Origin of the sequence: Burkholderia sp. BCC1998 (genome assembly GCF_905339875.1) — a bacterium.
In the GTDB taxonomy this organism is placed as follows: Bacteria; Pseudomonadota; Gammaproteobacteria; order Burkholderiales; family Burkholderiaceae; genus Burkholderia.
The window spans coordinates 338,155-364,909 of sequence record NZ_CAJPHE010000005.1 but is presented as its reverse complement, the minus strand read 5'-3'; the positions used below and the strand labels follow the sequence as shown (position 1 = coordinate 364,909).

25 protein-coding genes are annotated in these 26,755 nt (G+C 64.2%); 7 read left to right on the top strand and 18 right to left on the bottom strand.

Translation table 11 applies throughout. The features are described from left to right. Positions 1–239 precede the first annotated feature (239 nt). Positions 240–647: a DUF427 domain-containing protein gene (locus U5A56_RS12440; protein WP_257774924.1), complete on the top strand. Its 408-nt coding sequence runs from the start codon at positions 240–242 to the stop codon at positions 645–647. Between the two features lie 214 nt (positions 648–861). Beyond that, positions 862–1,854: a sulfonate ABC transporter substrate-binding protein gene (locus U5A56_RS12435; protein WP_321802297.1), complete on the top strand. Its 993-nt coding sequence runs from the start codon at positions 862–864 to the stop codon at positions 1,852–1,854. A 20-nt stretch (positions 1,855–1,874) separates the two neighbouring features. Here U5A56_RS12435 and U5A56_RS12430 read toward each other — a convergent pair whose 3' ends face one another. Then, on the bottom strand, positions 1,875–2,459 hold the full coding sequence (locus tag U5A56_RS12430; RefSeq protein ID WP_321922591.1) for a putative glycolipid-binding domain-containing protein: 585 nt from the start codon (positions 2,457–2,459) through the stop codon (positions 1,875–1,877). A gap of 184 nt (positions 2,460–2,643) precedes the next feature. On the opposite strand from U5A56_RS12430, the gene U5A56_RS12425 reads away from it, so the two are divergent. After that, entirely contained in the window at positions 2,644–3,552 is a 909-nt protein-coding gene (locus tag U5A56_RS12425; protein WP_321922589.1) for a LysR family transcriptional regulator, read from the top strand. A 164-nt stretch (positions 3,553–3,716) separates the two neighbouring features. Here U5A56_RS12425 and U5A56_RS12420 read toward each other — a convergent pair whose 3' ends face one another. From U5A56_RS12420 to U5A56_RS12410, 3 genes are all read right to left on the bottom strand, one after another. Further along, positions 3,717–4,874, bottom strand: a complete 1,158-nt coding sequence (locus U5A56_RS12420; protein WP_321922587.1) for an iron-containing alcohol dehydrogenase — start codon at positions 4,872–4,874, stop codon at positions 3,717–3,719. Further along, positions 4,871–5,206, bottom strand: a complete 336-nt coding sequence (locus U5A56_RS12415; protein ID WP_321922585.1) for a putative quinol monooxygenase — start codon at positions 5,204–5,206, stop codon at positions 4,871–4,873. Before U5A56_RS12415 ends, U5A56_RS12420 begins: the two co-directional genes overlap by 4 nt. A gap of 216 nt (positions 5,207–5,422) precedes the next feature. Beyond that, positions 5,423–5,824, bottom strand: a complete 402-nt coding sequence (locus U5A56_RS12410; RefSeq protein ID WP_321922644.1) for an SDR family oxidoreductase — start codon at positions 5,822–5,824, stop codon at positions 5,423–5,425. A gap of 119 nt (positions 5,825–5,943) precedes the next feature. Between U5A56_RS12410 and U5A56_RS12405 the strand changes: the two genes are divergently transcribed. The 3 genes from U5A56_RS12405 to U5A56_RS12395 all read left to right on the top strand — a co-directional run bounded on the left by U5A56_RS12405 (position 5,944) and on the right by U5A56_RS12395 (position 8,239). Further along, positions 5,944–7,332 carry a uracil-xanthine permease family protein gene (locus U5A56_RS12405; protein ID WP_321922583.1) on the top strand — a complete coding sequence of 463 codons (1,389 nt, stop codon included), beginning with the start codon at positions 5,944–5,946 and terminating at the stop codon, positions 7,330–7,332. A gap of 98 nt (positions 7,333–7,430) precedes the next feature. Further along, positions 7,431–7,853 (top strand): NUDIX hydrolase, encoded by a 423-nt coding sequence (locus tag U5A56_RS12400; RefSeq protein ID WP_124521180.1) that lies wholly within the window; start codon positions 7,431–7,433, stop codon positions 7,851–7,853. 86 nt (positions 7,854–7,939) lie between these two features. Then, positions 7,940–8,239, top strand: a complete 300-nt coding sequence (locus U5A56_RS12395; RefSeq protein WP_321802292.1) for a hydrogenase maturation factor — start codon at positions 7,940–7,942, stop codon at positions 8,237–8,239. Between the two features lie 60 nt (positions 8,240–8,299). On the opposite strand, the gene U5A56_RS12390 is transcribed toward U5A56_RS12395, so the two are convergent. Further along, positions 8,300–8,512: a hypothetical protein gene (locus U5A56_RS12390; RefSeq protein ID WP_321922581.1), complete on the bottom strand. Its 213-nt coding sequence runs from the start codon at positions 8,510–8,512 to the stop codon at positions 8,300–8,302. Between the two features lie 362 nt (positions 8,513–8,874). Here U5A56_RS12390 and U5A56_RS12385 point away from each other — a divergent pair, with 362 nt between their 5' ends. Beyond that, positions 8,875–10,035: a DUF4382 domain-containing protein gene (locus U5A56_RS12385; RefSeq protein WP_321922579.1), complete on the top strand. Its 1,161-nt coding sequence runs from the start codon at positions 8,875–8,877 to the stop codon at positions 10,033–10,035. A 27-nt stretch (positions 10,036–10,062) separates the two neighbouring features. Here the strand turns inward: U5A56_RS12385 and U5A56_RS12380 are convergent, their stop codons facing one another. The 13 genes from U5A56_RS12380 to U5A56_RS12320 form a co-directional block, all read right to left on the bottom strand. Next, the gene (locus tag U5A56_RS12380; protein WP_321922648.1) at positions 10,063–10,308 is read right to left on the bottom strand and encodes a hypothetical protein; all 246 of its coding nucleotides are present in this window, start codon (positions 10,306–10,308) and stop codon (positions 10,063–10,065) included. A gap of 401 nt (positions 10,309–10,709) precedes the next feature. Beyond that, entirely contained in the window at positions 10,710–11,417 is a 708-nt protein-coding gene (locus U5A56_RS12375; RefSeq protein WP_321922577.1) for a GntR family transcriptional regulator, read from the bottom strand. Between the two features lie 64 nt (positions 11,418–11,481). Beyond that, positions 11,482–12,528 (bottom strand): proline racemase family protein, encoded by a 1,047-nt coding sequence (locus tag U5A56_RS12370; protein ID WP_321922575.1) that lies wholly within the window; start codon positions 12,526–12,528, stop codon positions 11,482–11,484. Between the two features lie 15 nt (positions 12,529–12,543). Beyond that, positions 12,544–14,025, bottom strand: a complete 1,482-nt coding sequence (locus tag U5A56_RS12365) for an aldehyde dehydrogenase family protein (protein WP_321922642.1) — start codon at positions 14,023–14,025, stop codon at positions 12,544–12,546. A gap of 21 nt (positions 14,026–14,046) precedes the next feature. Further along, entirely contained in the window at positions 14,047–15,339 is a 1,293-nt protein-coding gene (locus tag U5A56_RS12360; RefSeq protein WP_321922573.1) for an FAD-binding oxidoreductase, read from the bottom strand. Next, the gene (locus U5A56_RS12355) at positions 15,336–16,172 is read right to left on the bottom strand and encodes a 4-hydroxyproline epimerase (protein WP_321922571.1); all 837 of its coding nucleotides are present in this window, start codon (positions 16,170–16,172) and stop codon (positions 15,336–15,338) included. The genes U5A56_RS12360 and U5A56_RS12355 overlap by 4 nt, the downstream gene beginning before the upstream one ends. A gap of 974 nt (positions 16,173–17,146) precedes the next feature. After that, positions 17,147–19,411, bottom strand: a complete 2,265-nt coding sequence (locus U5A56_RS12350; protein ID WP_321922640.1) for a xanthine dehydrogenase family protein molybdopterin-binding subunit — start codon at positions 19,409–19,411, stop codon at positions 17,147–17,149. Positions 19,412–19,468: 57 nt separating this feature from the next. Continuing rightward, entirely contained in the window at positions 19,469–19,936 is a 468-nt protein-coding gene (locus U5A56_RS12345) for a (2Fe-2S)-binding protein (RefSeq protein ID WP_321922569.1), read from the bottom strand. Positions 19,937–20,289: 353 nt separating this feature from the next. Beyond that, on the bottom strand, positions 20,290–21,486 hold the full coding sequence (locus U5A56_RS12340; protein ID WP_321922567.1) for an MFS transporter: 1,197 nt from the start codon (positions 21,484–21,486) through the stop codon (positions 20,290–20,292). 270 nt (positions 21,487–21,756) lie between these two features. After that, a complete protein-coding gene (locus U5A56_RS12335) occupies positions 21,757–22,650 on the bottom strand; it encodes a LysR family transcriptional regulator (RefSeq protein WP_321922566.1) in 894 nt (297 codons plus the stop codon). Between the two features lie 79 nt (positions 22,651–22,729). Further along, the gene (locus tag U5A56_RS12330; protein ID WP_321922564.1) at positions 22,730–23,635 is read right to left on the bottom strand and encodes a LysR family transcriptional regulator; all 906 of its coding nucleotides are present in this window, start codon (positions 23,633–23,635) and stop codon (positions 22,730–22,732) included. 129 nt (positions 23,636–23,764) lie between these two features. Beyond that, positions 23,765–24,799, bottom strand: a complete 1,035-nt coding sequence (locus U5A56_RS12325) for a hypothetical protein (RefSeq protein ID WP_321922562.1) — start codon at positions 24,797–24,799, stop codon at positions 23,765–23,767. A 779-nt stretch (positions 24,800–25,578) separates the two neighbouring features. Next, the gene (locus U5A56_RS12320; RefSeq protein WP_321922560.1) at positions 25,579–26,709 is read right to left on the bottom strand and encodes a CocE/NonD family hydrolase; all 1,131 of its coding nucleotides are present in this window, start codon (positions 26,707–26,709) and stop codon (positions 25,579–25,581) included. Positions 26,710–26,755 lie beyond the last annotated feature (46 nt).

Here is a 26,755-nt window from a genome sequence, read left to right as displayed (position 1 = left end):
GCATGGAAACGTCCGCGCGAGCACCGGGGACATGCGTGCGAATGCCGCTGCAGCGGCCCGCCCCACGTCGTGCATCGACGCCGTTCGCGACCCGTCCTTCCGGCCCCCTGCAGGTTCTCCGGAATGGGCGCATCGTATCGGTTGGTCAACGCCGGCAGCGGTGCGCGGGGATACGCCCGGCGCGCGCGTTCCGGCGCGGCGTGCCTGCCGGCGCGCCGCCCCTTCCCGGAGGATCCACGATGTCGCTCAACCCCGCTACGCCCTCTCGTCCCGTGAAGTCGCCGGGCCCCGATCATCCGATCACGATCGAACCGCACCCGTCGCGCGTCGTGGTCAAGGTGGCCGGCAAGATCGTCGCCGATACGCGCCGTGCGCTGGCGCTGCGTGAAGCCAGCTATCCGGCCGTGCTGTACGTTCCGCGCGAGGATGCCGACATGGCGCTGCTGCAACGCACCGACCATGCGACGTACTGCCCGTACAAGGGCGATTGCGCGTACTACTCGATTCCCGCCGGCGGCGAGCGCTCGACCAACGCGGTGTGGACGTACGAGCATCCGAACCCGGCCGTCGAATCGATCCGCGCGCACCTCGCGTTCTATCCGGATCGTGTCGACGCGATCGAGGAAAGCCCGCTCGGCACCGATTGAGCGCGGCGGCGCGCCGCCGCCCCGGCGTTCACGTATCGTCCGGCCGCTGATTTGCATATGCGGATTCGTTGGTTGGCCGCCGGCCCGCGCGGCCGTATCGTCGTGCATCCGGCGCGGGCCGGCCGGCTGCGCGCATCGCCCGCATCCGGCTGCGTCCCGCGCCGATCGCGCCGCCAGGCCGCGCGACCCGTGAACCCGCCAGCAGGACGCCTCAATGAACGACCTACCGCACGCAGATCTTGAAACAACCCCGGCAAGCCCGCGCCGCCGCCAGTGGCTGCACAGCGCGGCCGCCGGACTGGCCGGGCTCGCGCTCGGCCCGCTCGCGGGCATGCCTGCACTGGCCCAGGGCAGCGACAAGCGGCTGCGCATCGGTTTCCAGAAATACGGCAACTTCGTCATACTCAAGGCGCGCGGCACGCTCGAGAAGCGGCTCGCAAGCCAGGGCGTGGCGGTCCAGTGGCTCGAATTCCCGGCCGGTCCGCAATTGCTCGAGGGGCTGAACGCCGGCGCGATCGACGTCGGTACGGTCGGCGAAACGCCGCCGATCTTCGCGCAGGCCGCGGGCGTCGATTTCGTCTATATCGGCAACGAACCGCCCGCGCCGCACGGCGAGGCGATCGTCGTGCTGCCCGATTCGCCGATCCGCACCGTCGCGCAGCTGCGCGGCAAGAAGGTCGCATTCAACAAGGGTTCGAACGTCCACTACCTGCTCGTGAAGGCGCTGGAGCATGCGGGCCTCACGTATGCCGACATCCAGCCGATCTACCTGACGCCCGCCGACGCGCGCGCCGCGTTCGTGCAGCGCAACGTCGACGCGTGGGTGATCTGGGATCCGTACCTGGCCGCGGCCGAACGGCAGCTCGGCGCGCGCGTGGTCGCGGACGGCGACGGGCTCGTGCGCAACACGCAGTACTACCTCGCCGCGCGCAAGTATGCGACCGCGCAGCCGCAGGTGCTGCGCACGCTGCTCGAGGAAGTCGACGCGGTCGATCGCTGGGGACGCGACCATGTTCCGGAAGTCGCCGCGCAACTGTCGCCGCTCGTCGGCCTCGATGCGCCGACGCTCGAAGTCGCGCTCAAGCGTGCCGGCTACGGTGTGCAGCCCGTCACCGATGCGACGCTGGCGTACCAGCAGGGCATCGCCGACGCGTTCAGCACGCTGAAGCTGATTCCCGGCAAGGTGACGGTCGCCAACGCGCGCTGACGCACCGCTGCTGCGACGCGTTACGGCGAACGCGTCGCGCCGATCCGCCGCCATTCGTCGTAATCGGTGACGAGACCCGCGTCGTCGACCGCGATATCGGCTGCATACGTGCCGCTCTCGTAGCGGTACACGTGCTCCGCCGTGCGCGCATAGCGCTGCTCGCCTCGCACGATCTCGAACGACGGAAAACGTAGCCACGCGGTATGAATGACGGCCGATGCGCCGACCGCCAGCCCGAGACGCCGGATCGGCAGCGTATTGGTCGACGGACTGAAGCCGAGATCGATATCGGTCGCGCCCGCGAGGGCCGGCGCTGCGCCGCCGTCGATCGTCCAGTGCCCCGCGTCGCATTCGATCGCGAGTTGCCGGGGCGGCGCTGCGCCGAGCCAGTATGTCACGCGCACCGAGCGCGTCAGCCAGTCGGCGCCGCATACGATCGCATAGTCGACGCGAAACGGCGTGCCGTCGAGCGCGCCCGCCACTGCTCCCGACAGGTCGATGCCCGCACGCGTCTCGGCGAGCCGGCACCATTCGGCCGCCTGCCAGGTCTGCGCGATCTGCCATGCGACGCAGCGCGTGCGCGCCGCTTCGTCCCGTTGTGTCATGTCGGCTCCCGTCGATCGCATGAGCCGGATTTTCGCTCACGGCGTCGATGATCTCACGGCCTTTTTCTGGCGCGTGCCTTCGTACCGATACCGAGTATCGGCTCGTCGCGCACCTTCGGTACCGGTCCTGCTTTGGTACCATCACCGCTCGGCATCACCCGAACCGGACAAGGGGCGTGATTTCATGGATTTGCTGGCGACGATGCGCATCTACGTGAGGGTCGTCGAGCGCGGCACGATGTCGGGCGCGGCACGGGATCTGGACATGGGCCAACCGGCCGTCAGCGAGCGCATCGAAAAGCTCGAAAAACGTCTCGGCACACGTCTGCTGATGCGCAGTGCGCGTACGCTCACGTGCACCGACGAAGGCCGCATTTTCTACGAACACAGCAAGGCGCTGCTCGAAGCGGCCGAAGCGTCGATCGCAGCGGTATCGAAAACGGAAAACACGCTCGGCGGCACGATCCGGCTCGCCGCGCCGCAATGCTTCGGCGAGGTCGTGATTCCGCAGGCGCTGATGCATATCCGCACCGCGTATCCGCAACTGCACATCGACCTGGTGCTGAACGACAACATCGTCGATCCGGTCACGGAAGGCGTCGACATCTCGATCCGCCTCGGCCAGCTCGACGACGGCGGATTCGTCGCGCATCCGCTCGGCCAGGTCGACCGCGTGCTCGTGGCCGCGCCCGCCTATCTCGACCGCCACGGCCCGATCGACACGAAGGCCGATCTGGCGAACCACCCGTTCATCCGCGTCAAGGGCATCTTCGCGAACGAGCAGTTGCCGCTGCAACGCGAAGACAAGACGCTCGAATACGCGCGGATCCAGACGGTGATGACGACGAGCCACTGGCGCCCGATGTTCGACACGATCCTGGCCGGTGGCGGCATCGGCGTCGTGCAGACGCCGGCCTGCGCCCATGCGCTCGCGCACGGCAAGCTCGTCGAGATCCTGCCGCAATACACGATTCCCTCATTCGCGCTCAACGCGCTGGTCCAGGCGCAACGGCCGCTGCCGCCGCGCGTGCGGGTCGTCGTCGATCTGCTGAAGAAGGAGATTCCGGCGCTTTTGGACAGAAGCAAACCCTGAGCGCGCACACCCGCCCGAGCGGTACCGTCTGCTTTCCGGATAACCGAAGCCTCGCCTCGAAACCCGTCCGTCGATTCGATCCGATTCGATTCCATGCGGCCACGCGTTTGCCGGCGCCGTCGCGTCGTTGCCCGTGCAGCCGCCACGCAGTCACGCGCGCCGCGTCACCACGCCTGCCGATAGATCGCCAGCGCGTCGGCTTCCGTCACCTCGCGCGGATTGTTCACGAGCAGGCGCGTCTGCAGCATCGCATCCGACGCCATCCTCGGCAGGTCGCCCTCACCGATGCCGACCTCGCGCAGCGTGCGCGGAATGCCCGTCGCGACGATCAGGCGATCGATCTCGTCGATCAGCGCCTGCGTCCTCGCTTCGTCGCTCCCCGCGGCCGACGGCGCGACGATCGCCGCGAGTTCCGCATACAGCGGCGCGGCAGCCGGCGCATTGAAGCGCAGCACGTGCGGCAGCACGAGCGCGTTCGACAGCCCGTGCGGCACGTGGAACATGCCGCCGACCGGATAGGCCAGCGCATGCACGGCCGCGACCGGCGCGTTCGCGAACGCCTGGCCGGCGAACATCGCGCCGACCAGCATCGCTTCGCGCGCGCGGCGATCGTTGCCGTCGTCGCAGGCCTTCAGCAGGTTGCGCGACAGCAGCGTCAATGCGTGCACGGCCAGCATGTCGGACACCGGATTCTTCAGCCGCGACGACGTATAGGCTTCGATCGCGTGCACCATCGCGTCGATGCCCGTCGCGGCGGTTGCCGCGCGCGGCAGCCCGAGCGTCAGCTCGGCGTCGAGAATCGCGACGTCCGCGAACAGCTGCGGCGACACGACACCCATCTTGCGCGCCTCGCCGACCGTGACGATCGACACGGCCGTCACTTCGGAGCCGGTGCCGGCCGTGGTCGGCATCTGCACGAGCGGCAGCCGGGACGTGGCAACCTTGTCGACGCCGTACATGTCGGCCAGCGCCTGCCGCCCCGGCGCGAGCACCGCGATCAGCTTCGCGACGTCCATCGACGAACCGCCGCCGAGGCCGAGCACGATCTCGGCATCGGCCGCCACCGCCCGCGCGGTCGCCTCGAGCACGACGTGCTCGGGCGGATCGGCGATCACGTCGTCGATCACGGTCACCTGCCAGCCGTGCGCGGCGAGGCTCTCCAGCGCGGGCGCGAGCACGCCGCTGCGATGCAGGAACGCGTCGGTGACGACGCACAGCCGCGCGAGCGCCGGAAAGCGTTCGCGCAACAGCGCGCCGAGCCGGCGCGCGGAGCCGAATTCGACGATCTGCGTCGGCACGGTACGGAATTGAAACGGGTTCATCGGGTGCCTCCCGGTGGCGTCGCCGTGCCGGTGTCCGGCTGCACCATGTACTGCGTCACGTCGCGGCGATCGAGCAACGGAATGATCGCGCCGACACCGAGCCGCTGGAAATGCGGCGTTTCCCGATGCACGTCGAGGCCGTCGGCATCGCGGTAACGCTCGAGGATCACGATGTGGTCGGAATCGACCGGCGAGCGGAAGTACGCATAGTCGAGGTTCTTCGGCTCGGCCCGCGTGGCCGGCGCGAGTTCCGCTAGCAATTCGATTACGCGGTCGCCGTTGCCGGGTTTCGCGAAGAAATGGGCGATGACCTGCAGGTAAGGTTCGTTCATGCTGCGCTCCGTATTCGCCAGCGGCCCGTCATGACGGGTCGTCATTCGACCATGCGCGGTCGCTCGTCGAAGGCGGCGGTCGGCGGCCCGACACGGTGCCGACGCCTCGTCGTCGCATTGTATTGAATCGGTGCCGCTTGCGCCGCGCACGCGCCATGCATGCGACGGCACGCTTCGCGCGAAGGGTTCACGGCAGGGCCGTCGAATGCCCGCGCGTCACACCAGCCGGCCGCCCCCGTCGACATGCAGGATTTCGGCATTCACGAAGCCGTCGCCCAGCAGGAACGCGATCGCTCCGCCGACTTCGTCGGCGCGACCGACGCGTCCGCCGGGCAGCGCCGCCGCCGCTTGGCCGAGCATCGCGTCGCGCGCTTCCGGGCCGAATGCGTCGTACAGCGGCGTGTCGACGAAACCGGGCGCGACGACGTTCACGCGAATCGGCTCGAGCTCCAGCGCAAGCGACTGCGCCAGTGCTTCGACGCCGCGCACGGCGGCCGCGATGACCGACGTGCCTTGCCCGGACGGACGGTCCGCCAGCTGTCCGCCGGTGAGCACGATCGAGCCGGTCGCGGGCATCAGCGGCAACGCGGCGCGGATCGCATGGACCGGCCCGGCGATACGCTCCTGCAGCGCGGCGAGCAGAATTCCGAATTCCGGCTATTGCATCGCCCCCGGGCGGCGCCGGTGGGCCCTTCGGCTAAAATGCCGCACTTTCCACCTTGTCCGGCCCGCTCGCCATGCAACCCGCTTCCCCCGCCCGCTCCACTGCCCACGGCGCCGACGATGCAGACCTGTCGCACGATCTCGTCTACGGTCCCGACGACCGGCCCGCGCCGATGGTCGCCTTCGTCGCCGCGCTGCAGCACCTGCTAGCGATCATCGTGCCGATCGTCACGCCCGGTCTGCTGATCTGCCAGGCGCTCGGCGTATCGAGCCGGGATACGACCCTTATCGTGTCGATGTCGCTGGTGATTTCCGGCATCGCGACCTTCGTGCAGTGCAAGCGCTTCGGCCCGCTCGGCGCCGGCCTGCTGATCGTGCAGGGCACCAGCTTCAACTTCGTCGGCCCGCTGATCGCCGGCGGCAGCGTGATGGTCAAGCAAGGCACGCCGGTCGAGACCGTGATGGCCGCGATCTTCGGCGTCGTGATCGCCGGTTCGTTCGTCGAGATGGGCGTGTCGCGCATCCTGCCGTTCGTGAAGCGCCTGATCACGCCGCTCGTCACCGGCATCGTCGTGCTGCTGATCGGCCTCACGCTGATCAAGGTCGGCCTCATCAGCATGGGCGGCGGCTACGGCGCGATGGCCAACGGCACGTTCGCGAGCGCCCAGAACCTGACGCTGTCGTGCCTCGTGCTCGGCACCATCATCCTGCTGAACCGCGTGCCGATCGTGTGGGTGCGCAGCACCGCACTCGTGATCGCGCTCGTGATCGGCTATGCCGCGGCCGCCGTGCTCGGCCGCCTCGACTTCACCGGCGTGCACCAGGCCGCGCTGTTCCAGGTCCCGACGCCGCTGCATTTCGGCATCGGCTTTTCATGGTCGCTGTTCGTGCCGATGCTGATCATCTACCTCGTCACGTCGCTCGAAGCGATCGGCGACGTCACCGCCACCAGCAAGATCTCGAAGGAGCCGGTCGAAGGGCCGGTGTGGATGCAGCGGATCAAGGGCGGCGTGCTCGTGAACGGCGCGAACTCGCTGCTGGCCGGCGTGTTCAACACGTTCCCGAGCTCCGTGTTCGCGCAGAACAACGGCGTGATCCAGATCACCGGCGTCGCGAGCCGCTACGTCGGCATCTGGATCGCGGGCATGCTCGTGGTGCTCGGCCTGTTCCCGGTCGTCGCGGGCGCGCTGCAGGCCGTGCCGGAGCCCGTGCTCGGCGGTGCGGCAATGGTGATGTTCGGCGCGGTGGCCGCGTCGGGCATCAACATCCTGTCCGGCGTCCAGCTCGATCGCCGCGCGCTGCTGATCATCGCGGTGTCGCTCGCGCTCGGCCTCGGCGTGTCGCAAGTGCCGGACATTCTGAACAGCCTGCCGCATGCACTGAAGAACGTGCTGGAGTCGGGTGTCGCGACGGGCGGCATCTGCGCGCTCGTGATGAACTGGTTCTTGCCGGAACAGAAGTAACGCTACGGACTCCATGACGACGCGGCCCGGCCGACAGGCCGCGTCGCGCTCGACGAGCCCGGCTTGGCCGGGCGCCCGAGTCTCGCTAGAATCCGTTCATGCCTCAAGCCCCCATCTCCACGAATGCGCCGGAAGCCAGTGCGGTTCCCGTCAAGGAACGCGCGACCGTCGTCTGCTACCGCGAACGGCAGGTCCTGCTCGTCGCGCGCGCATCGTCGCGCTGGGCGCTGCCCGGCGGCACGATCAAGCGCGGCGAAACACCGCTCGAAGCCGCGCATCGGGAGCTGCAGGAAGAGACCGGCATCACCGGCCAGGACCTCGTCTATTCGATGCAGTTCACGGGGCTCGCGAAGGTGCATCACGTGTTCTTCGCCGAAGTCGGCCCGGAGCACACGGCCCAGGCGAGCAACGAGATCGAGAAGTGCAAGTGGTTTCGCATCGACAACGTCGACGAACTGCGCGCGAGCATCCCGACGAAACGCATCGTCGAGCTCGTCTACGAGCACGAAATCCTCGAGTAGGTAGACACCCCACCCCCGCCGGCTCGCGCGAGCCGATATGATGCGCCCACGGTCCATCACCGCGTTCCCTTCCGAGCGAGCTGCAGATGAACAGTGCGTACACCTACCGCGGATACACAATCGATATCCGCTGCGAATTCCGGCTCGACGAATCGCGCGACCACGCGCCGCCCGCCCCGCTGCGGTTCGGGTTCGTCGCGGTCGTGCAGGTGCGCTCGGCCGGCAGCGCGCCGCGCCTGCTCGGACCGATTCGCCTCGCCGACGACGGCGGCCACCTGTTCCGCAACACCCGCAATGCGTTGCGCGCAGGCCGCGCGGCCGGCGAAATCCTCGTCGACGATCTGCTGGTCGATACGGGCCAGGCAAAAGGACGCGCGCATTCCTGAGCCGTCGATCGGCCCGGCATCATCTTTGCGGCGTTTGGCGGAACGCGCGTGTGCCAGCGCTCAGTGCAGGCGCTTTCGTCGTAGTTCGTGCGTGGAATAGACGACGAGGAAGATTCCCAGCATCGCGACGCCGGACGCCAGGAAGTCGTTTGCGGTTCCCGTGCTGTTCAGCGATTTCGGGAAGATGCCGAGACTCAGTCCTGCGGCAGCCAGAAACACGCCTGCCGCCACACCCCACACCGGTCCGGTGGTCTTTTCGATTGTGTTTTTCATACAGCACCCGTCTACAGTCTTTGCCTGAATGGCGGCGGCGCATGGCGCTCGCATCTACCATTCGTGATTCGACTATAGCGGCGAAATAATCAGGGCGGATTTAGTGCTTTCACCGATCAAGTTTTTGCCGATCGCGAACATGCCGTGTCCCGGCGACTCATGCCCTGCTCGATCGATCCGGACAGGATTCCTTCGCTGTGGGCCTTATTGCCTGCCATTGCGTCGCGAATATCGATCGACGGGCAGCGGTTCTTACGCTCCGACGCAGGATTTACGGTTCGTTTCAAAGCTGCTCATACTGTGGGCGTTCCCCGCGGCTATGCTTCGTTGCACGCACAATAACCTCGAAGGGGGACAAAACAATGAACAACACATTCTGGAAGGCCGCACTATGCGCGGCAGCGGTGCCGTTCGCACTCGCAGGATGCGGCGGCGGCGACGATGGCGGCAGCGCGCAAACCGGCACGCTGCATGTCGCGATGACCGATGCACCGTCATGCGGCTTCGATCACGTATTCGTGACCGTTTCTCAGGTCCGCGTCAATGCGAATGGGAATGCTTCCGATAACGACGCCGGCTGGTCGACCATCACGCTGGCGACACCGCAGAAGATCGACCTGCTGTCGCTGACCAACGGCGTGCTCGCCGATATCGGCCAGACCGCCTTGCCGGCCGGCCAGTATCAGCAGATCCGCCTCGTTCTCGCGCCGAACCAGGGCAACACCCTCGCGAACTCGGTCGTCCCGACGGGCGGCACGGAACAGGCGCTCGCGACGCCGAGCGCGACGCAAAGCGGTTACAAGATCATCCAGCCTTTCACGGTCCAGCCGAACACGCTCGTCGACCTCGTGCTCGACTTCAACGCGTGCAAGTCGATCGTCCAGCGCGGCAACGGCACGTATGCGCTGAAGCCGGTCGTCACCGCGATCCCGACCGTCGTGAGCGGCGCGATCTCCGGCTATGTCGCCTCGGCCGAAGCCGGCGCGACCGTGTATGCGGAACAAGGCGGCAAGGTGGTCCGCGGCACGGTTGCCGACAACACCGGGAAATTCGTGCTGTCGCCGCTGATCCAGAGCTCGACGCAAGGCAACTACGACGTCGTGATCGTGCAGAACGACTTCGCGTCCGGCATCGTCCGCTCGGTCCCGGTCGTGGTGAACACGACCACGGCCGTGTCGGCGTCGACTGCCCCGATCACGCTGCCGGCATCGACGATGAGCACGGTCGGCGGCACGGTGACGGCAAGCGCCAACGCGTTCGTGCGCGCGTTGCAGACCGTCGATGCGAACGCGTACGAGATCACGTCGATCAACGCGAATCTGGATACGGGTACGTATGCGCTCAACGTGCCCACGGCCGCGCCGATCGTCGGCACGTACTCGGGCTCGCTGCCGGTCGCGCTGGCCGCATCGCCGACCGCCGCGGCACAATACACGATCGAAGCGGACGCAGCGTCGGGCGCAACGCAATCGACGAACGTCAACGCGACGACCAGTCAGTCGAACGTCAATTTCAGCTTCTGACGCATCGGCAGCATCATCGAAAGGGCCTCACAGCCCTTTCCTCAATAAACGGGAGAACGAAGTGAAGAAAGGGGTTATCGCATTGCTCGCCGCGGCGAGCGTGGTCGGCGCGCTCAGCGGGTGCGTCGCATACGTGCCGGGTCCGCCGGTCGTCGTGGCACCGCAGGGCGGGCCGGGGAACGGGTTCTGCCCGCCCGGACAGGCGAAGAAAGGCAATTGCTGATTGCACGAGGCCCGCGTATTTTGCGGGCCTTTTTCATGGTTGGTCGTCATGGTGGTCGCTGCATGACGGGCATGGCGGCGGAATGGCGGAAGGCAGCCAACTACAACCATCGCTCGCGGAGACCCGCCAGGTAAGACTCCCTCAATCGCAGATGGCGCCCTACCCACGATCCTACCCATATTTAGCCGGGCCGCAATCGAATAACGGCCGCAATGTCTTGATCACAAAGGGGCACCGGGCAGATTCCCGACAAGATACCCGCAAAGTTGCGCTTCGGCACCCGGACCGAACAACTCAAAGCCGATGCGAGGTAGCACCGATGCGCGGGCGACCACCTTACGACAGGAAACCGAGTTGACGTTGCCCACGAAATCGTCAATACAATCACGCCAGAGTTGGAGTCTTTCGAGTAAGACTGGGGCAGCTTTCAGGCCAACCAGTAACTGCACACTTAGACGACTGCCATTGATTCGGTCATGTTCTGCTTCATGTAATCGAGGAAGCGCTTCTGGAACAGCATCGTGTGCTCGTGTGCGGCACGCTCGGCCGCGTCCGCATCGCGCCGCACGATCGCGTCGATCAGTTCGTCGTGGTCGCGGCCGAGCTTCGCGGCCGTCGGCGAACTCACGGTGAAGTCGAAATGCAGATGGAGCAGGCGCTGCCCTTCGCCGAGCAGCCGTTCGTAGTAGCCGACGAAGTACGGGTTGTTCGCCGCGTGCGCGATCGCCATGTGCAGCGCCTTGTTGGTCTCCGACATCGCCTGGAAGTCGCCGCTCGCGACGGCTTCCATGTAGACGTCGTCGGCCTTGCGGATCTTCGCGAGGTCGGCTTCGGAGCGCTGCGTGGCCGCGAGCCGCGTGACCGCGCGCTGGATCAGGTCGAGTGCCGAGATGTATTTCGGGAATTCCTCGATCTCGAACGGTGTGACGAGCGTCGTGCGGTTCGGCAGGATCGTGACGAGCCCTTCGCTGCTCAGCCGCGCGATGGCGTCGCGCACCGGCGAGCGCGACAGCCCGAACTGCGCAGCCAGCGAGATTTCGTCGAGCTGCACGCCGGGTTTCAGCTTGAGCGTCAGGATCTGCTTGCGCAATTCCTCATACACATACCGCCCGCCGTGCCGGCGGCCGCCACCTTCGGTTTCAACGGCCTCTTTGCTCATCTCGCTACCCTTCCTGTAATCGGCCCGGGTCGCCGGGCGCGCTCTGGAGTTTAGCATCGCGTCCTCACGTGCCCGATGCGGCCGACGGCCCGAATCCGTCGCCCCACGTATCGCTGAGCATGAATCCGGCCGCCAGCGGATCGTTGGGATCAACGCCGAGCTGCTGGAACCCGAACACCCACGCGCGCCCGGTGACGCGCGGCAGCACGGCCGGTCGCCCGCCCACGTCGGTCGTGCCGAGCAGCTCAACGCGGAATTCGCCGCCGATCGTCGAGCGCGACGTGAGGCGGTCGCCGACCTGCACGCGTCCGCGCGCGGCAAGCGTCGCGAGGTTGGCCGAGCTGCCGGTCCCGCACGGCGAGCGGTCGACCCGGCCGGGCGGCAGCGTCGTGCAGGTCTGGTACAGCGTGTCGTCGACGCGGTGGCGGAACATCACGTACGCGACTTCGTCGATCTCCGGGTACAGCGGATGCTGCACGGCCACCTGCCGGTTGACGATCTCCTTGAGCCGCACGCCGTGCGTCGCGAGCTGGCGCGCGTTGTCCGGCGCGATGTCGAGCCCGATCTGGCCGACGTCGACGAGCGCGTAGTACACGCCGCCGAATGCGATGTCGACCTTGATCGTGCCGAACTCCGGCGTGTGCACGTCGACGTCGAGGTGTTCGACGAACGCCGGCACCATGTCGAGCGACACGCCGACGCAGCGGCCGTCGCCGCATGCGGCCCGCGCGGTGACGAGCCCGGCTGGTGTGTCGAGCACGACGGTGGTCTCGGGTTCCTGCATCGGCACCATCCCGAGTTCGAGCAGCGCGGTCACGACGCAGATGCAGTTGCTGCCGGACATCGGATGCGCCTTGTCGGCCTGCAGCACGATGAAGCCGGCGTGCGCGTCGGGCCGCGTCGGCGGCAGCAGCAGGTTGACCGACATCTGCAGGCAGCCGCGCGGTTCGAGCACGACGAGGCGCCGCAAGCTGTCGTCGGTTTCGTTGATGTAGTTCATCTTGTCGAGCATGGTCTTGCCCGGCACGTCGAGGACGCCGCCGGTGATGACCTTGCCGATCTCGCCCTCGCAATGCACGTCGACGAGCTGCAGCGTTTTGTTCCAGCGCATGATCGATTCACCTTCCTACTTGATGTACCAGCCCCACGGCTTGTCGCTGTCGTAGCGCGTGATCTGCTTGATCTCGAGGTAGTTGTTCAGGCCCCACTCGCCGAGCTCGCGCCCGATCCCGCTTTGCTTGTAGCCGCCCCACGGCGCTTCCGTGAACGTCGGCTGCGAGCAGTTGATCCACACGATGCCCGCGCGCAGTGCGCGTGCCACGCGCTCGCAGCGCGGCAGGTCGGCCGACATGACCGCCGCGGCAAGCCCGAAGCGCGAATCGTTGGCCGAGCGAACCGCTTCGTCTTCCGTATCGAACGGCCGCACGCAGACGACCGGCCCGAAAATTTCCTCGCGCCAGATCCAGCTGTCTTCCGGCACGTCGGCGAACACGGCCGGCTCGATGAAGTAGCCGCGTTCGAGATGCGTGGGCCGCCGGCCGCCCGTCACGAGTCGCGCGCCTTCGTCGCGGCCCCGCGCGATGGCTTCCCGCACCTTGTCGTACTGACCGCGGCTCACGAGCGGGCCGAGCAGCACGCCGTCGTCGCGACCGTTGCCGATGGTGATTTTGCGCGCTTCCTGCGCGAGCCGCTCGACGAGCGGCGCGTACAACGAACGCTCGACGAGCACGCGCGAGGTTGCCGAGCACACTTCGCCCTGGTTCCAGAAGATGCCGAACAGGATCCATTCGACCGCGGCTTCGAGATCGCTGTCGCCGAACACGATGAACGGCGACTTGCCGCCGAGTTCGAGGCTCACGTTCTTGATGTCGCGTGCGGCGGCCTGCATGATCCGGCTGCCGGTCGGCACGCTGCCGGTGAACGCGAGCTTGTCGATGCCCGGATGTTCGGCGAGCGGCGCGCCGGCGTCCGCGCCGAGCCCCGTCACGACGTTCAGAACGCCGGCCGGCAGCCCGGCCGCGTCGGCGATGCCGGCCAGTTCGAGCGCGGTGAGCGGCGTCAGTTCGGATGGCTTCAGCACCATCGTGCAGCCGGCCGCGAGCGCGGGCGCGACCTTCCACGCGGCCATCAGCAGCGGAAAATTCCACGGGATGATTGCGCCGGCGACGCCGATCGGCTCCTTGCGGACGACCGTGCTGAAGCGTTCGTCCGCGAGCGGCACCGGCGTTTCGGCGTTGCCGTCGAGTTGTTCGGCGAGCCCGGCATAGAAGTCGAAGCAGCCGGCGGCGTCGCCGAGATCCCACAGCGCTTCGGGCAGCGGCTTGCCGTTGTCGCGCACTTCGAGTTCGGCGAGTTCGGGCAGGCGGTCGCGGATGCGTTGCGCGATCGCGCGCAGCACGGCGGCGCGCTGCGCGCCGGTCATGCGCGGCCACGGGCCTTCGTCGAACGCGCGGCGCGCGGCGTTGACCGCCGCGTCGATGTCGTCCGCGGTCGCGGCGGCCACTTTGGCGATCACGGTTTCGTTGGACGGATCGAGCGTGTCGAAGGTACGGCCCTGAATGGGCGCCACCCAGCGGCCGTCGATGAAAAGTCGTTCGTAGGAGTGCATGAGCATGAAAGGTCTCGAATGTCAGGCGAAGCGATAAGCGCTGAACGGCGCGAGGTCCTGCCGCGTCGGGCAGCCGGCGACGAGGTCGCCGACGAGGCGCCCGGTCGTCGCGCCGAGCGTGAGGCCGAGCTGGCCGTGGCCGAACGCCATGATCGCGTTCGGCAGCCGCTTCGAGCGGTCGATCACCGGCTTCGTGTCGGGCAGGAACGGCCGATAGCCGACGCCGTATTCGACGCGCGAAGTCTGTAGCGCCGGCAGGATGCGTCGGGCCTTCTCCAGGATGATGTCCGCGCGCCGGAAGTTCGGCGCCGCATTGCGGCCCGCGAACTCGATGGTGCCGCCGATCTGCAGCCCGCGCGTCATCGGGCTGAAGCAGAAGCCGCCGTCCGCATAGATCACGGAGTGGCGAAACTCGACACCCGGGTCGGTCACCAGCGCCTGGTAGCCGGCGATCCCTTCGAGCGGCACGCGCACGCCGAGCTGGCTGAAGAATTGCCGCGAACCGGTGCCGGCCGCGACGATCACGTGATCGGCCGCGATGTGCTCGCCATCGGCAAGCGTCACGCCGGTCGCGCGTCCGTTCGCCTCATCGATGCGCGCCGCATTCGCGCGGATGCGGCGTCCGCCCTGCGCTTCGAAGCTGGCCGTCAGCGCCGTGATGAAGCCTTCGGTATCGTTGACCGCGCGCCAGTCGGGAAACAGCAGCCCGTGCTTGAACCGGCCGGCGAGCGCCGGTTCGAGATCGCCGATCTCGGCGGCGTTCAGCCGCTGCGATGCGAAGCCGAGCGATTGCCGCAGCTCGAGATGCGGCTGTTCGTGCGCGATGCCGGCCGGATCGTCGAAGACTTCGAGCACCGGGCGCTGGCCCAGCAGCGCGCGATCGCCGCACGCATCGAGCAGCGGCGCGTAATCGGAATAGACGTCGTGCGTCAGCGTCGCCATCGCCTGCGCGATCGACACGATCTTCGCGTGACGGGCCGACGCGACGAACCGGAAGAACCACGGCAGGATGCCCGGCAGCGCGCCGGGCCGCAACGCGAGCGGCCCTTTCTGGTCCATCAGCCAGCGCGGCACCTTCATCAGGATGCCGGGCTTCGACAGCGGAATGACCTCGCTGACCGCCATCTGTCCGCAGCTCCATTTCGCGGTGCTGTCGCCGGGCGCGGCCGGATCGATCAGCGTGACCGCACGGCCGTCGCGCTGCAGATAGAGCGCGCAGCACACGCCGACGATCCCGCCGCCGATCACGACGGCCGTTTCCTCGCGTGCGGTGCCGGGGGCGGCGGGCGCGTGTTGTCGCGGAATCGCGTTCAATTGACGAACTCCTGCAGGCTGAAGCCGTGCGCATACGGCTGGGACGGATCGACGCGATACTGCGCGCGGCCCGTGACCCACGCGCGCCCTTCGATGCTCGGGCGCACGGCGTCGAGCCCGCTGTTCAGGCGCGTGACCGATTCCACGCGGCCGATGAAGCGGCTGCCGATCAGGCTCTCGTGGCAATACGCGTCGCCGGCTGCGAGCCAGCCGCGTGCGAAGCGCTGCGCGACGCGCGCGGAGCTGCCGGTGCCGCACGGCGAGCGATCGACGAGACTGTCGCCGGCGATCACCACCGCGCGCCCGTGCGCATCGTCGGCGATCGGCTTGCCCGTCCACATGCAGTGATGCACGCCGCGAATCGCAGGATCATCGGGATGCACGACGTCGAGCGCTGCGTTGACCGCGCGCTGCACGTCGCGGCCCCACGTCAGCAGCTCGTCCGGCGTGAAATGCTCACAGCCGGGGAAATTCGGCTGAACCTCGACGATCGGATAGAAGTTGCCGCCGTACGCGATGTCGACGGCCAGCGTGCCGAGCGCGGGAATGTCGATCTCGACGTCGCGCGCGAGCAGGAAGCTCGGCACGTTGGTGAAGCGCACCGACGTCACGCGCCCGCCGTCCATCTCGTAGCGCGCGACGATCTGCCCGGCCGGCACGTCGACCGTCACCGTGCCCGGCCGCTTCGGCACGACGAGCCGCTCCTCGATCGCGAACGCGATCGAGCCGATCGTCGCGTGGCCGCACATCGGCAGGCAGCCTGAAGTCTCGATGAACAGCAGGCTGAAATCGGCGTCGTCGGTGACGGGCGGATAGAAGATCGTGCCCGACATGTGCGCAAGCTCCACGGGCCCTGCATCACCACCCTTCACAGGCGTTATCCCGCGAAGGTATGCGACCAATGCGCTGATGTCGTTTGGCGTCAAATGTTGAAGGCTATGCTCGACAACCTCCGCCATCGGGCCCGCCGCGGAACTGCGGCCAGGTGCGTGCCCCGTCGAAAGATAGCCGGCAATCTGCTCGTCCCGCCACGCGCCAATACCGTAAAGATCGTCCTGCGTCGTGTTATACGCCTTCCAACCATCGATGTCGGCACCCGACAGGTACGCACGAGATTGCATTGCAAACCCGGCATTTCGTGGTGTGTGGCATTCGCCGCAGTGCCCGAGCGGGCCTGCCAGATACGCGCCGCGATTCCACTCCACGCTTTTCCCGGGATCGGGCCTGAATCGCTGCTCGTGAAAGAAGATCGCGTTCCAGAGCGCCATGCCCCAACGCTGGTTGAACGGAAACTCGAGCGTGTTGACCGGCGCGACCTGTCGCACTGGTGCCTGGGAAAGCAGATACGTTTTGATATCCAACACGTCTTCGCGGCTCATTGCCGTATATGACGTATAAGGCATCGCGGGATACAAGTGCCCGGCCCGACCCACGCCCTGGCGCACAGCCCTGACGAACTCATCGTCAGTCCAGCCGCCTATCCCGGTTTCCTTGTCGGGCGTGAGGTTGGTGGAGTAGATCTTTCCGAACGGCAAATCGAACGCGCGGCCGCCCGTAAATGGCTTGCTACCCGGAGCCGTATGACATGCGATGCAATCCGCCGCCGTCGCGAGGTAGCCGCCGCGTGCCACGCCTGCCGGCAGATCCGCCGGCACGCCCGCGAAAGGCGGCGCCGGTTCCGGTCCGGACGGTCGAAGCGCGCTGTATGCGAGCCATCCTGCAATGGCGAGAACGGCCGCCAGACCGACGCAAGCCATCCAGCGGAGGATCTTCATGGTATCAATTCGTCTCAATTGCATATTCCTGCTCAAGATGCGAGCACGTCGTCACGCAAAGGCAATGCGCGAATCCGCCGGCCCGTGATGGCAGCAAGAGCATTCGCCACGGCCGGCGCAGGGAGCGGCGTGCCAGGCTCGCCAATGCCCGTAGGCGCGGCGGTCGAAGGCACCATGTACACCTCTACACGCGGCATCGCATTCATTCGCAGAATCGGATAGTCGTGAAAATTGCTTTCCTGGACTTGTCCCTGCTTGAACGTTATGGCTTGATGCAGGAACGAAAGGCCGAGCGCGGCTGCGCCCTCGATCTGGGAGGCGACGATGTCAGGGTTAATAACCGTGCCGCAATCGACTGCACATACGATCCGGTCCACGGAGTAGGAGCCGTCGCGATGTAGCGTGACTTCCGCTACGTGCGCGACGTGCGTACCGAACGATTCGTGGACAGCAATTCCTCTCGCGCGTCGATCGCCGGGTTTTGAGGCAGGCAGCGGCCTGCCCCATCCCGCCTTTTCGACGGCGAGATCGAGCACACCGAGGTCGCGTGGGCTTGACTGCAACAGCTGCCGTCGAAACGCATAGGGATCTTTCCCGGCCGCCGCGGCCAGTTCATCGATCATCGTCTCCACAACAAACGCGGTGTGTGTATGACCCACCGAGCGAAGCCATGCCACGGGTATCGCGAACGCGTTGTAGCTATGTTGTTCCACCCGGAAATTCGGAATGGCATAGCCCGTGTCGGCCACCCCTTCCACGAGGTTATGGTCCACCGCCTTGGGATCGGACGACGGAAAAAAGCTCTGCCCGACGACACGATGGTGCCAGGACGCCAGCTGCCCCGAAGCATCGACGACCGCACGCACACGATGCACAGTAAGCGGACGATATTGAACGCCACGCATGTCGTCTTCGCGCATCCACACCATTTTGATCGGCACGTCGATGCCCGCTTTACGTGCGGCAATCGCAATGCGAACGGCTTCGCGGACAAAATCCGATCTCGGATTGGCGCGCCGGCCGAAACTCCCCCCTGCGTAGAGCTGATGCAGCTGAACCTGGTTCAATGCGAAGCCGAGTTCCTTCGCGGCTGCGGTGCTATCGCCCGTGTGCCATTGCTCGCCGTTCCAAATTTCGCAGCGGTCTTTGGTCAAATGCACGACGCAGTTCAGTGGTTCCATCGGCGCATGTGCCAAATACGGCTGCTCATAGACTGCGTCGATCACCTTGGCACCGGTGGGCGTGCCGTCGAGCACCTTGCCGCGCTCCTTCGCCACCACGCCCGGCATACCGGCCAGTTCGCGAAACTTCGCGACGATAGTGGAAGAGTCCGCAGTCAGCGCGCCCCGCTCGTCCCACTCGATTCTCAGCGCGTCCCTTCCCCGACGGGCCGCCCACGTGTTGCGGGCCAGCACCGCCACACCACCCTGAATCTCGTTGTCGCCGGGAACCTGCACCACCTCGACCACACCGGGGATAGACCGCGCCTTAGCGCTATCGACACGGCGCACCTTCGCCCACAGCTTCGGAGGATGCGCGATCGCGGCGACGAGCATGCCGGGAAGTCGGATGTCCTGCGTGTATATCGCACTACCGTTGACCTTGGCGGGAATGTCCACGCGACGCGTACCGTTCTTGCCGATGAACCGGAACTGGGCTCGGTCTTTGAGCACGACCTCCTTGGGAATGGGTTCTGCGGCGGCAGCGGCCACCAGGCTACCGTACGTTGCCCGGCGTCCCGAGCGCGCGTGGACAACGACGCCGCTCTCTACCACGAGTTCGCCCTGAGGCACGCCGAACCGTTTGGCCGCAGCAGCCACAAACATGGTCCGGGCGGTGGCCGCCGCGTGCCTCATTTGAACCCAGGCTCCCGCCATCGCCGTGCTGCCGCCGGTCGCCTGCACCTTGAATCCTCGCGCGGCGAGGACAGGATTGATGTAATGCTCCAGATCGGCCGGAGACCCCGTAACGGTGATCTCGCTCAAGCTCACGTCGAGTTCATCGGCGGCGAGAGTAGCCAGCCCCGTAAACGTCCCTTGGCCCATTTCGAGGTAACTCGAGATCACGGTCACCTTGCCGTCCTCGGCAACGCGGATGAAGGCATTCGGCTCGAAAGTCAACGGTGCCGCCGACTTTCCGACTACGGCCGCCGCACGGGCTACGCCTCCGTGGACGCTGAGCGCAAGCGTGAACGCTGCCATGCTCCCGAGAAAGTTGCGGCGAGACATTGCGATGGAAGGACTGTCGCTCACACTCGACTCTGCGCCTTCGTTCGGAACACCGGAGTGGTTCGTCATGGATTGCATCCTGTTTTTCGTCACGAGCGTCGTGATGGCCAAGGTTTCCGGCCGGCGTTACGCTCGCGCTGCGAGCACATTCGCGGCCTTGTGTATGGCAGCGCGAATCCGGACATAGGTGCCGCATCGGCACACGTTTCCGCTCATTGCTGCATCGATATCGTCGTCGGTCGGGCGAGGCTTCGTGGAAAGCAATGCGATCGCCGACATGATCTGCCCGGACTGGCAATAGCCGCATTGAGGCACCTGGTGCTCGATCCAGGCGGCCTGCAGCGCTTGGCCGATGCGCAATTGCTCGGCGGCTTCGATCGTCGTTACCTTGCGACCTGCGACATTCGCAAGCGGCGTCAGACACGATCGAACCGGACTACCATCGACCAGTACGGTGCACGCGCCACACAGCGCCATGCCACAACCGAACTTCGTCCCCGTCAGCCCGAGTTCATCACGCAAATACCAAAGCACAGGCATACTCGGATCGCCCTCGAACGAGCGATTCTCATCATTGACAGTAAGCTTTACCATGACGCCGTCCGTATCTGAGATTTACGCAAGTCGCGATGTTACGGTTACGCGGCCTGCGCAGAACCTCGAATTGTTGAATGTGGGCATGAACAGGATTGATTAATCCGCCCCGGGCCAAGCACGCAGTGATGCGCGGTGTTCGCGCATGCCCGGAACGCTTCGACATGGAGCACCTCAGACTTCAACGCTCCGGCAATGCCACATCGTCGAGCCACGATCATGAGCGTTGAGCGGTGCCACACTGGCTGCGTTGCAGCTGACACTGCTGCGCAGCAACCAGTACTTCGGGCAATTTCGAACCTTTGCTGAGCGACGCACCTACAAAATCGAGCGTACGTGCGCCCAGAACTTTGTCAGTCGAGCTTTTCCGTCTTCTTCAGGCGTGCGCCATTACCAATGAGCAACGCTGACAGAAGGAGCAACACCACCCCGCCCACCAAAGGAGCGAACACGCTGATGTGGTCCAGGAGTGCTCCCCCGAGCGCTCCGCCCAGCATGATCGCCAACTGGATCGATCCGACCATCAAGCCGCCACCGCTTTCGGGCTCATCGTCGATTTCCTTCGCCAGCCAGGTGGACCAGGTTACGGGGATCGCCGCATTCACGGCGCCCCATCCGATCATCATCATCGCCGCGCCCACGAACAGGTGTCCGAACTGCACCAGCCCCAGCGTCGCGGCGGCCAGCGCGATCGGCAACCAGCGCAACAGAGGGTAAACATGGTTGCGATGCAGCATCGTGCCCGCGAAGTGAGTGCCGGCAAAACCGGCCATACCCAATCCGAGCAGCAGCATCGACAGTTGATTGGCGTCGGCTCCGGTTACCGTTTCCAGAAACGGGCGGAAGTAGGTGAACGTTCCGTAGGAGCCCGCGAAGGTAAGCATGACCGCGACCATTCCGACTGCAACATTGCGACGCTTCAGCAGCCCGAACAACCTGGTGACGGGAATCGCCGCTCGTGGAGGCATGCTCGGCAGGCTTACCGCTTGCCATAGCAGATTCACCAGTACCAGTGGCACCAGCGCAGCAAAAACGAACCTCCAACCCAGATGGCCACCGACGTACGCGCCGATCGGAGCAGCGAAGGCTGTTGCGATCGCATTCCCCATGTAGATCATTCCAAGCGCCTTGGGTACGCGCTGCACCGGCACCAATTGAATCACCGTCGCGGTGGACAGCGACCAGAAACCTCCGACGGCGAGCCCCAGGAATCCCCGTGCGATCATCAGCACAGCGAAGTTTGGCGCCACGGCGATCAGCACGAGCGATATCAGCATCAGCACCGTCATGCTCATCAACACATGCCGACGATCGAAACGCCCCGCGATCGGCGCGACGAACAAGCTAGCCAGGACGGCGAAGAAACCGGAAACCGAGATTGCCTGACCAGCGAGGCCCTCGGTTGCATCCAGATCATGCGCAATCGGCGTCAGCAAGCTGACGGGCATGAATTCCGAGGCAATCAGCATTGCCACACACAGCGCCATGGCGCCTACCGCACTTCCTATCTGGCGCCTCGAGGAAACGAATGAAGAAGATGAAGGGGTCATGATGTCCGCTCCCAAAATGCAGGACGCAGCAACGCCCGTCCATCCGACGCGCGGATGTAGCATTGGTGCATCTCAACGAAGGTATTGACTGCCGAGGGCTCGACATGCGCGACGGGAATTCATCGCTAGCGGCCCCGGCTTCGGAACCCATAGTAGGGCCGGGAAGCCATCAGTGAATACCCTTAATGCGGAATGGACCGATGAATCAGATTGATAAATGCGACGCCGAGCACGCACTGGATTACTCGACCGCCTCGACGACTCGAGCAGCTACTTCGTGTGCCGAAGTGCGTCGATCAGGACTTGCATCGCACGTGAAACCTCGCGCTGAGTGGAGTAGTAGATGTGATATCCCGGGGACGTGCGCCACCAAGGTTTCAACACCGGCAGCAATCTTCCGGCGGCAAGATGAGGCTGCGCCAAGTCCTCGTGGATGTAAGCCAACCCATAACCAGATAGAGCAGCGTTCAACACCTGATAGATGCCGTTGAATACGAGCCGCCCGTCGGCCCGGACGTTTACTTTTCGCTGGCCTTTACTGAGTTCCCAGGCGTACAGGTTTCCCAGTGTCGGAAGCCGAAGGTTGATGCAATCATGAGAGACCAGATCTTGCGGCTTGGTTGGCATTGCTTGTGACGCGAAGTACGATGGCGCAGCCACGATCGCGAAACGTTGGTCAGGCCCAATACGGACCGCGGAAATATCTTTCGACAGCTCGTCGCCGAGACGCACTCCAAAGTCATACCGGCTCTGGACGATATCTGTCAAAGCATAGTCGGCGTTGAGCTCCAGCTTGATCTGCGGATATGACGCGAGGATCTTCGCAAGTCTCGGCCAGAGCAACGTATCTATCGCGTGCTCTGGCGCTGTGATACGAATCGTTCCCGCTGGAACGTCCCGCATTTCGATGATGCCCTTGAGCTCTGCTTCGATGTCGTTGAACCTCGGTTCGACGACCTGCAGCAACCGCTCTCCAGCCTCCGTCACAGAGACGCTGCGCGTGGTACGTGTAAGCAGACGCACTCCCAACCGCGTCTCCATCCCACGAATCGTGTGGCTGAGCATCGACTGCGAGATACCCAACTGCGCAGCGGCGCGAGTAAAGCTTCGTTCGCGCGCAACCGCGATCAATGCCAGCAGTTCGCTGTAGTTTTCCCGTGACATTTATTGATTCCATGCATAGAGACACGAAGCCTTCTTGCAACCTGGCACAGGCGGACGAGATGTGAAAAAACTCGCACCGCTATGGCTCATGACGCAACGCGGAAACGAGCAGTGCCATGGCTCCCGATAACTGTCGCCGGCTGGGATAGTACAGGTGGAACCCGCCCCAAAACGGACACCAGTCCGTCAAAACGGGGATCAAGTGCCGCGCCTTGATATACGGCTCGGCGAGATCCTCTGGAACATACGCTAGCCCAAGCCCCGCCACTGCGCCGTTCAAACATTCGTAAATGTCGTTACACGCCAACTGACCATCGACGCGAACATTGACAGGTCGTCCACCTTTTTCGAACTCCCAGGCCCAAAATCCGCCGTGCGCCATCAGTCGCAAGTTGACGCAGCTATGGTGTACAAGATCGCCGGGGGTTCGAGGCACCACATGGGTGGAAAAGTACCGTTTCGTTCCGACGACGGTGAAACGAACGTCAGGACCGATTCGAACGGCGATCATATCCTGCGCAATGGATTCGCCGAGCCGGACGCCAGCATCGAACTGCTCAGCCACAAGGTCGACAAAGCGATTGTCGATACACAGCTCGACCTTGATATCAGGATATTTAGGCAGAAACTCTTTCAGCTTGGGAGCGAGAATCGTGCGGCTCGGATAGTCCGGCGCGGTGAGGCGTATGGAGCCCCTCGGGCTGTCGCGGAGATCCGACAGAGCGGACATCTCTGCGTCGATTTCCTTCAAGCGAGGCGCAACGACGTGAAGGAGCCGCTCCCCTACTTCTGTCGGCGTGACGGTGCGCGAATTGCGCGCGAGCAGACGGGCGCCGAGCCGCTCCTCCAGCGCACGAACTGCGTGGCTTACTGCGGATTGGGACACGCCCAACTGCACGGCAGCTCGAGTAAAGTTCTTTGCACGGGCGACGGCGATGAATGCCGTCAGCCCGCCAAAGGAATCGCGCAGTGTACTGTCTTCCATGATCGATGATTCGCCGTCTCGTCATTGACAGCACCATACCACTGCCGTATGCGACGCGCAGCCAATTCCCTGCCCCGGGAGATCATGTTTTGCACACGACCTCTTGCAAGGCGAAATTTCAGCGAAAGCTCAAAATTTTTGCAGTACGTAGTCACTAACCTTTAATGCCTTCGGGTTAGCGAGGGTATCTATCCGCGACGCAAGTGCGTAGATGGTGTTACCGACCTGGGTAACGGAAGTCGGCGCCGACGCCACACTCTTCGCACGACGGACGACCCTGGCGGTTTTCCAGCCGTCAGTCGAAACCAGTTCCTTGATCCATTCGTCGCCGCCCCCTCCGGCCGCAATACGTTGCTGAACGATGACAAGATGGCGACGATCCATCAGATGAAAGCCATCGACCCCGATCAATGGTTCGGAAAGTTTGATCTTGTCGACTTGAACGGGATCAGCCGTGCTCACACGAAACAATTCTCCTGTCGTCGTGTTCCCGACGATCAGAAAGCCATCCTTGGCCCACGCGATGCCATTGAGATTGAAGTTCTCCCCCGTGCCAAATGTTTCATTACGGACAAGGATCGATGCCTTGCCATCCGTACCGATGCGGAAAATCATCGGCGCAAAGCTGTCACTGACATAGGCATTCCCGGCATCGTCAACCGAAAGGTCGTTTGCGAAATGTGCGCCTTGGCTCAGACTCGTCAAGTCGTAGTAAGCGCGCAGCGCGCCGGTAGATTCGTCGTATGCTGCGACGCCGGCCAGCTTGCCCTGCGTCGTCGCACTGGAACGTACGCCGAGGCCGGGATCAGCATTGATCACCCACAATGTGTTGTGCGCGTCATCAGCGAGAAGCCCAACAGTCGAAACAAGCCTATTGTCGGAAATGAACGGCGTATATTGTCCATCGACTGCAACCTTTCCCACCGTGCCGTGACGGATGGAACTAACAAAGAAGACCTTTTCCTTTTCTGACCAGCTTGCTGTTTCCGGGTAGAGCTGATCGGCGGCGAAGGTTATCGTTGAAGGTCGCTCTGGCGCATCCGCAACAGCTAGTGTCGAATACCCAAGTATCGCCGAAGCCGCAATCGCAGCCATAAAGGAAGAAAGCGCCACGTCGGTATCCGTTGTATTGATCGTTGATTTATCGAAAGTCGTACCCGTCAACACTGTGCGCTCCAACTCCTAGCTCGGGGTAGAGGGCCGACATCCTTTGCACTGTTGAAACATCCCTTCCCCCTTACCCTGCCGATGAGTTGGAGCGGGCTTCGGTTGGATACCTCCGACGATGAATAGCGCGCAGGTGGAGAGGAGTTCACATCACGTGGGTTGTGAGTGTCTGGCGCTCCACCGCCGTTGACAGACGAAGGCAACGAGCGCCACCGGTACCATGCAGAACAACGTTTCACGCCGACTGATGAATTGTCCGAAATAGCACCCCAACGGAGCGCTGACAACAGTAACCGGAACCGTCCCGCCGATGATGACCCTCAGTACCTTGCTGATACGTTGAAGCCGTGTCTGCCTCGTAGACATTGCAGCCGACGTCATCGAGAAACTGCTAACCAACACGGCCGTTAGCGCGCGCCTGACCAAGTGGATGACCCGATTGGATCGCGCACCTACAGCCACGCCAAAGACGCCTCCCAGCGAGACAATTGGCAGCAACGAAAATTTGCGGTATGTCATATCGTCCAAGGCCGTGACGAATAGGTCACCAAGTACGGCAGAGGTTCCGGATATCGCGATTCCGTAAGTTGCCAGGGCTTCGTTTCCATTAAGCAATCCGGCAAAGCGTGTCAGCAACGTCACGTAGATGTCCAAGGCGGGCTGCGCAGCGACACACAGCGTCACTGCCAAAGCGACGCGCCAATGGCCGGCCTCATGGCGAGGCCAGATCGCCGCCGCCGACACATTGAAAGCCCGACTTGTCATGGGATATACGCTTATGCGAGATTCTTGACGAAGAATGCGTTGAGCTTGTCCCACGGAATCAAGTTCACGCGATCATAAAGATCGACGTGCCCGGCACCCGCAACGTAGTGAAGCTCTTTCGGCTCTGCCGCGCGCTTGTATGCGTCTTCGCTGAACTCCTTGGAGTGCGCCTGATCGCCCGTGATGAACAGCATCGGACGCGGGGAAATCGTCTCGATGTCGTTGAACGGGTAGAAGTTCATCTGCTTGATTTCAGCAGTGATCGGCCGGTTCGTCGTGAGATACAGCGTTGTGCCCTCCGGCACGTAGGCACCGCGAGGAGTGCGGTAGAAGTTGAAGAACTCTCGCTCGATCGGATCGGCGTTGGGTCGCAGCTTTACGAGCATGGTGTCGACATGCTTCACGGGCCCGCCCGCGAACTCGATGTCGCGCTGTTCAGCCGCAGCCAAAATAGCTTTTTTGCGCTCCTCGAGCGATTGGGAGTGGTTCAACCCGTTCCGGTTGACAGAGCCCATGTCGTACATGCTCACGGTTGCGATGGCCTTGATGCGAGGATCAATCTTCGCCGCGTTGACCATGTAACATCCGCTACCGCAAATGCCGAGCCCGCCAATGCGATTGCGATCGACAATCAGCTGCGCACGAAGGAAATCGATAGCGGCCATATAGGCTTCCGTGTACATGTCCGGCGCGACGGCATTGCGCGCGCCTTCACTTTCCCCCCAAAAAGGCAGATCAAGGGACATGGTAACGAAGCCGCGCTCCGCCATCTTCTGAGCGTACAAATTCGCGCTCTGCTCCTTGACGGCACCATTCGGGTGCCCAACGACGATAGCCGGCGACTTCTTGCTCCGATCCAGGTTCTTCGGAACAAAAAGATTTCCGACGATAAACATCTGATACTGATTCTTGAATGTGACCCGCTGGAGAGTCACCTTGTCGCTCTTGTAAAAGTTGTCCGCGCCCGTGGGTGCGCTTTGGACCTGGGGTGCATCAGCCGCAAGGGCCAGCCCGCCCGAGACGGATAGCGCACCAAGCGCCACGGCACCCATGCCGGCGGCCTTCAGGAAGTCGCGACGTTCCGAGTCCATCGGGATAACCTCATCGCCGAGATTGGAATCAGTGTTGGGTGACTTGCTCATTGCTAATGCTCCTGTCGAGATGAAATGGCTGAATCGATTCGTTGAA

What these genes read in the sequence shown, in the direction of transcription:
- U5A56_RS12440 (WP_257774924.1), top strand. Translation starts at nt 240, where the DNA reads ATGTCGCTCAACCCCGCTACGCCCTCTCGTCCCGTGAAGTCGCCGGGC.
- U5A56_RS12435 (WP_321802297.1), top strand. Translation starts at nt 862, where the DNA reads ATGAACGACCTACCGCACGCAGATCTTGAAACAACCCCGGCAAGCCCG.
- U5A56_RS12430 (WP_321922591.1), bottom strand. Translation starts at nt 2,459, where the DNA reads ATGACACAACGGGACGAAGCGGCGCGCACGCGCTGCGTCGCATGGCAG.
- U5A56_RS12425 (WP_321922589.1), top strand. Translation starts at nt 2,644, where the DNA reads ATGGATTTGCTGGCGACGATGCGCATCTACGTGAGGGTCGTCGAGCGC.
- U5A56_RS12420 (WP_321922587.1), bottom strand. Translation starts at nt 4,874, where the DNA reads ATGAACCCGTTTCAATTCCGTACCGTGCCGACGCAGATCGTCGAATTC.
- U5A56_RS12415 (WP_321922585.1), bottom strand. Translation starts at nt 5,206, where the DNA reads ATGAACGAACCTTACCTGCAGGTCATCGCCCATTTCTTCGCGAAACCC.
- U5A56_RS12405 (WP_321922583.1), top strand. Translation starts at nt 5,944, where the DNA reads ATGCAACCCGCTTCCCCCGCCCGCTCCACTGCCCACGGCGCCGACGAT.
- U5A56_RS12400 (WP_124521180.1), top strand. Translation starts at nt 7,431, where the DNA reads ATGCCTCAAGCCCCCATCTCCACGAATGCGCCGGAAGCCAGTGCGGTT.
- U5A56_RS12395 (WP_321802292.1), top strand. Translation starts at nt 7,940, where the DNA reads ATGAACAGTGCGTACACCTACCGCGGATACACAATCGATATCCGCTGC.
- U5A56_RS12390 (WP_321922581.1), bottom strand. Translation starts at nt 8,512, where the DNA reads ATGAAAAACACAATCGAAAAGACCACCGGACCGGTGTGGGGTGTGGCG.
- U5A56_RS12385 (WP_321922579.1), top strand. Translation starts at nt 8,875, where the DNA reads ATGAACAACACATTCTGGAAGGCCGCACTATGCGCGGCAGCGGTGCCG.
- U5A56_RS12380 (WP_321922648.1), bottom strand. Translation starts at nt 10,308, where the DNA reads ATGACGACCAACCATGAAAAAGGCCCGCAAAATACGCGGGCCTCGTGC.
- U5A56_RS12375 (WP_321922577.1), bottom strand. Translation starts at nt 11,417, where the DNA reads ATGAGCAAAGAGGCCGTTGAAACCGAAGGTGGCGGCCGCCGGCACGGC.
- U5A56_RS12370 (WP_321922575.1), bottom strand. Translation starts at nt 12,528, where the DNA reads ATGCGCTGGAACAAAACGCTGCAGCTCGTCGACGTGCATTGCGAGGGC.
- U5A56_RS12365 (WP_321922642.1), bottom strand. Translation starts at nt 14,025, where the DNA reads ATGCACTCCTACGAACGACTTTTCATCGACGGCCGCTGGGTGGCGCCC.
- U5A56_RS12355 (WP_321922571.1), bottom strand. Translation starts at nt 16,172, where the DNA reads ATGTCGGGCACGATCTTCTATCCGCCCGTCACCGACGACGCCGATTTC.
- U5A56_RS12350 (WP_321922640.1), bottom strand. Translation starts at nt 19,411, where the DNA reads ATGACGAACCACTCCGGTGTTCCGAACGAAGGCGCAGAGTCGAGTGTG.
- U5A56_RS12345 (WP_321922569.1), bottom strand. Translation starts at nt 19,936, where the DNA reads ATGGTAAAGCTTACTGTCAATGATGAGAATCGCTCGTTCGAGGGCGAT.
- U5A56_RS12340 (WP_321922567.1), bottom strand. Translation starts at nt 21,486, where the DNA reads ATGACCCCTTCATCTTCTTCATTCGTTTCCTCGAGGCGCCAGATAGGA.
- U5A56_RS12335 (WP_321922566.1), bottom strand. Translation starts at nt 22,650, where the DNA reads ATGTCACGGGAAAACTACAGCGAACTGCTGGCATTGATCGCGGTTGCG.
- U5A56_RS12330 (WP_321922564.1), bottom strand. Translation starts at nt 23,635, where the DNA reads ATGGAAGACAGTACACTGCGCGATTCCTTTGGCGGGCTGACGGCATTC.
- U5A56_RS12320 (WP_321922560.1), bottom strand. Translation starts at nt 26,709, where the DNA reads ATGAGCAAGTCACCCAACACTGATTCCAATCTCGGCGATGAGGTTATC.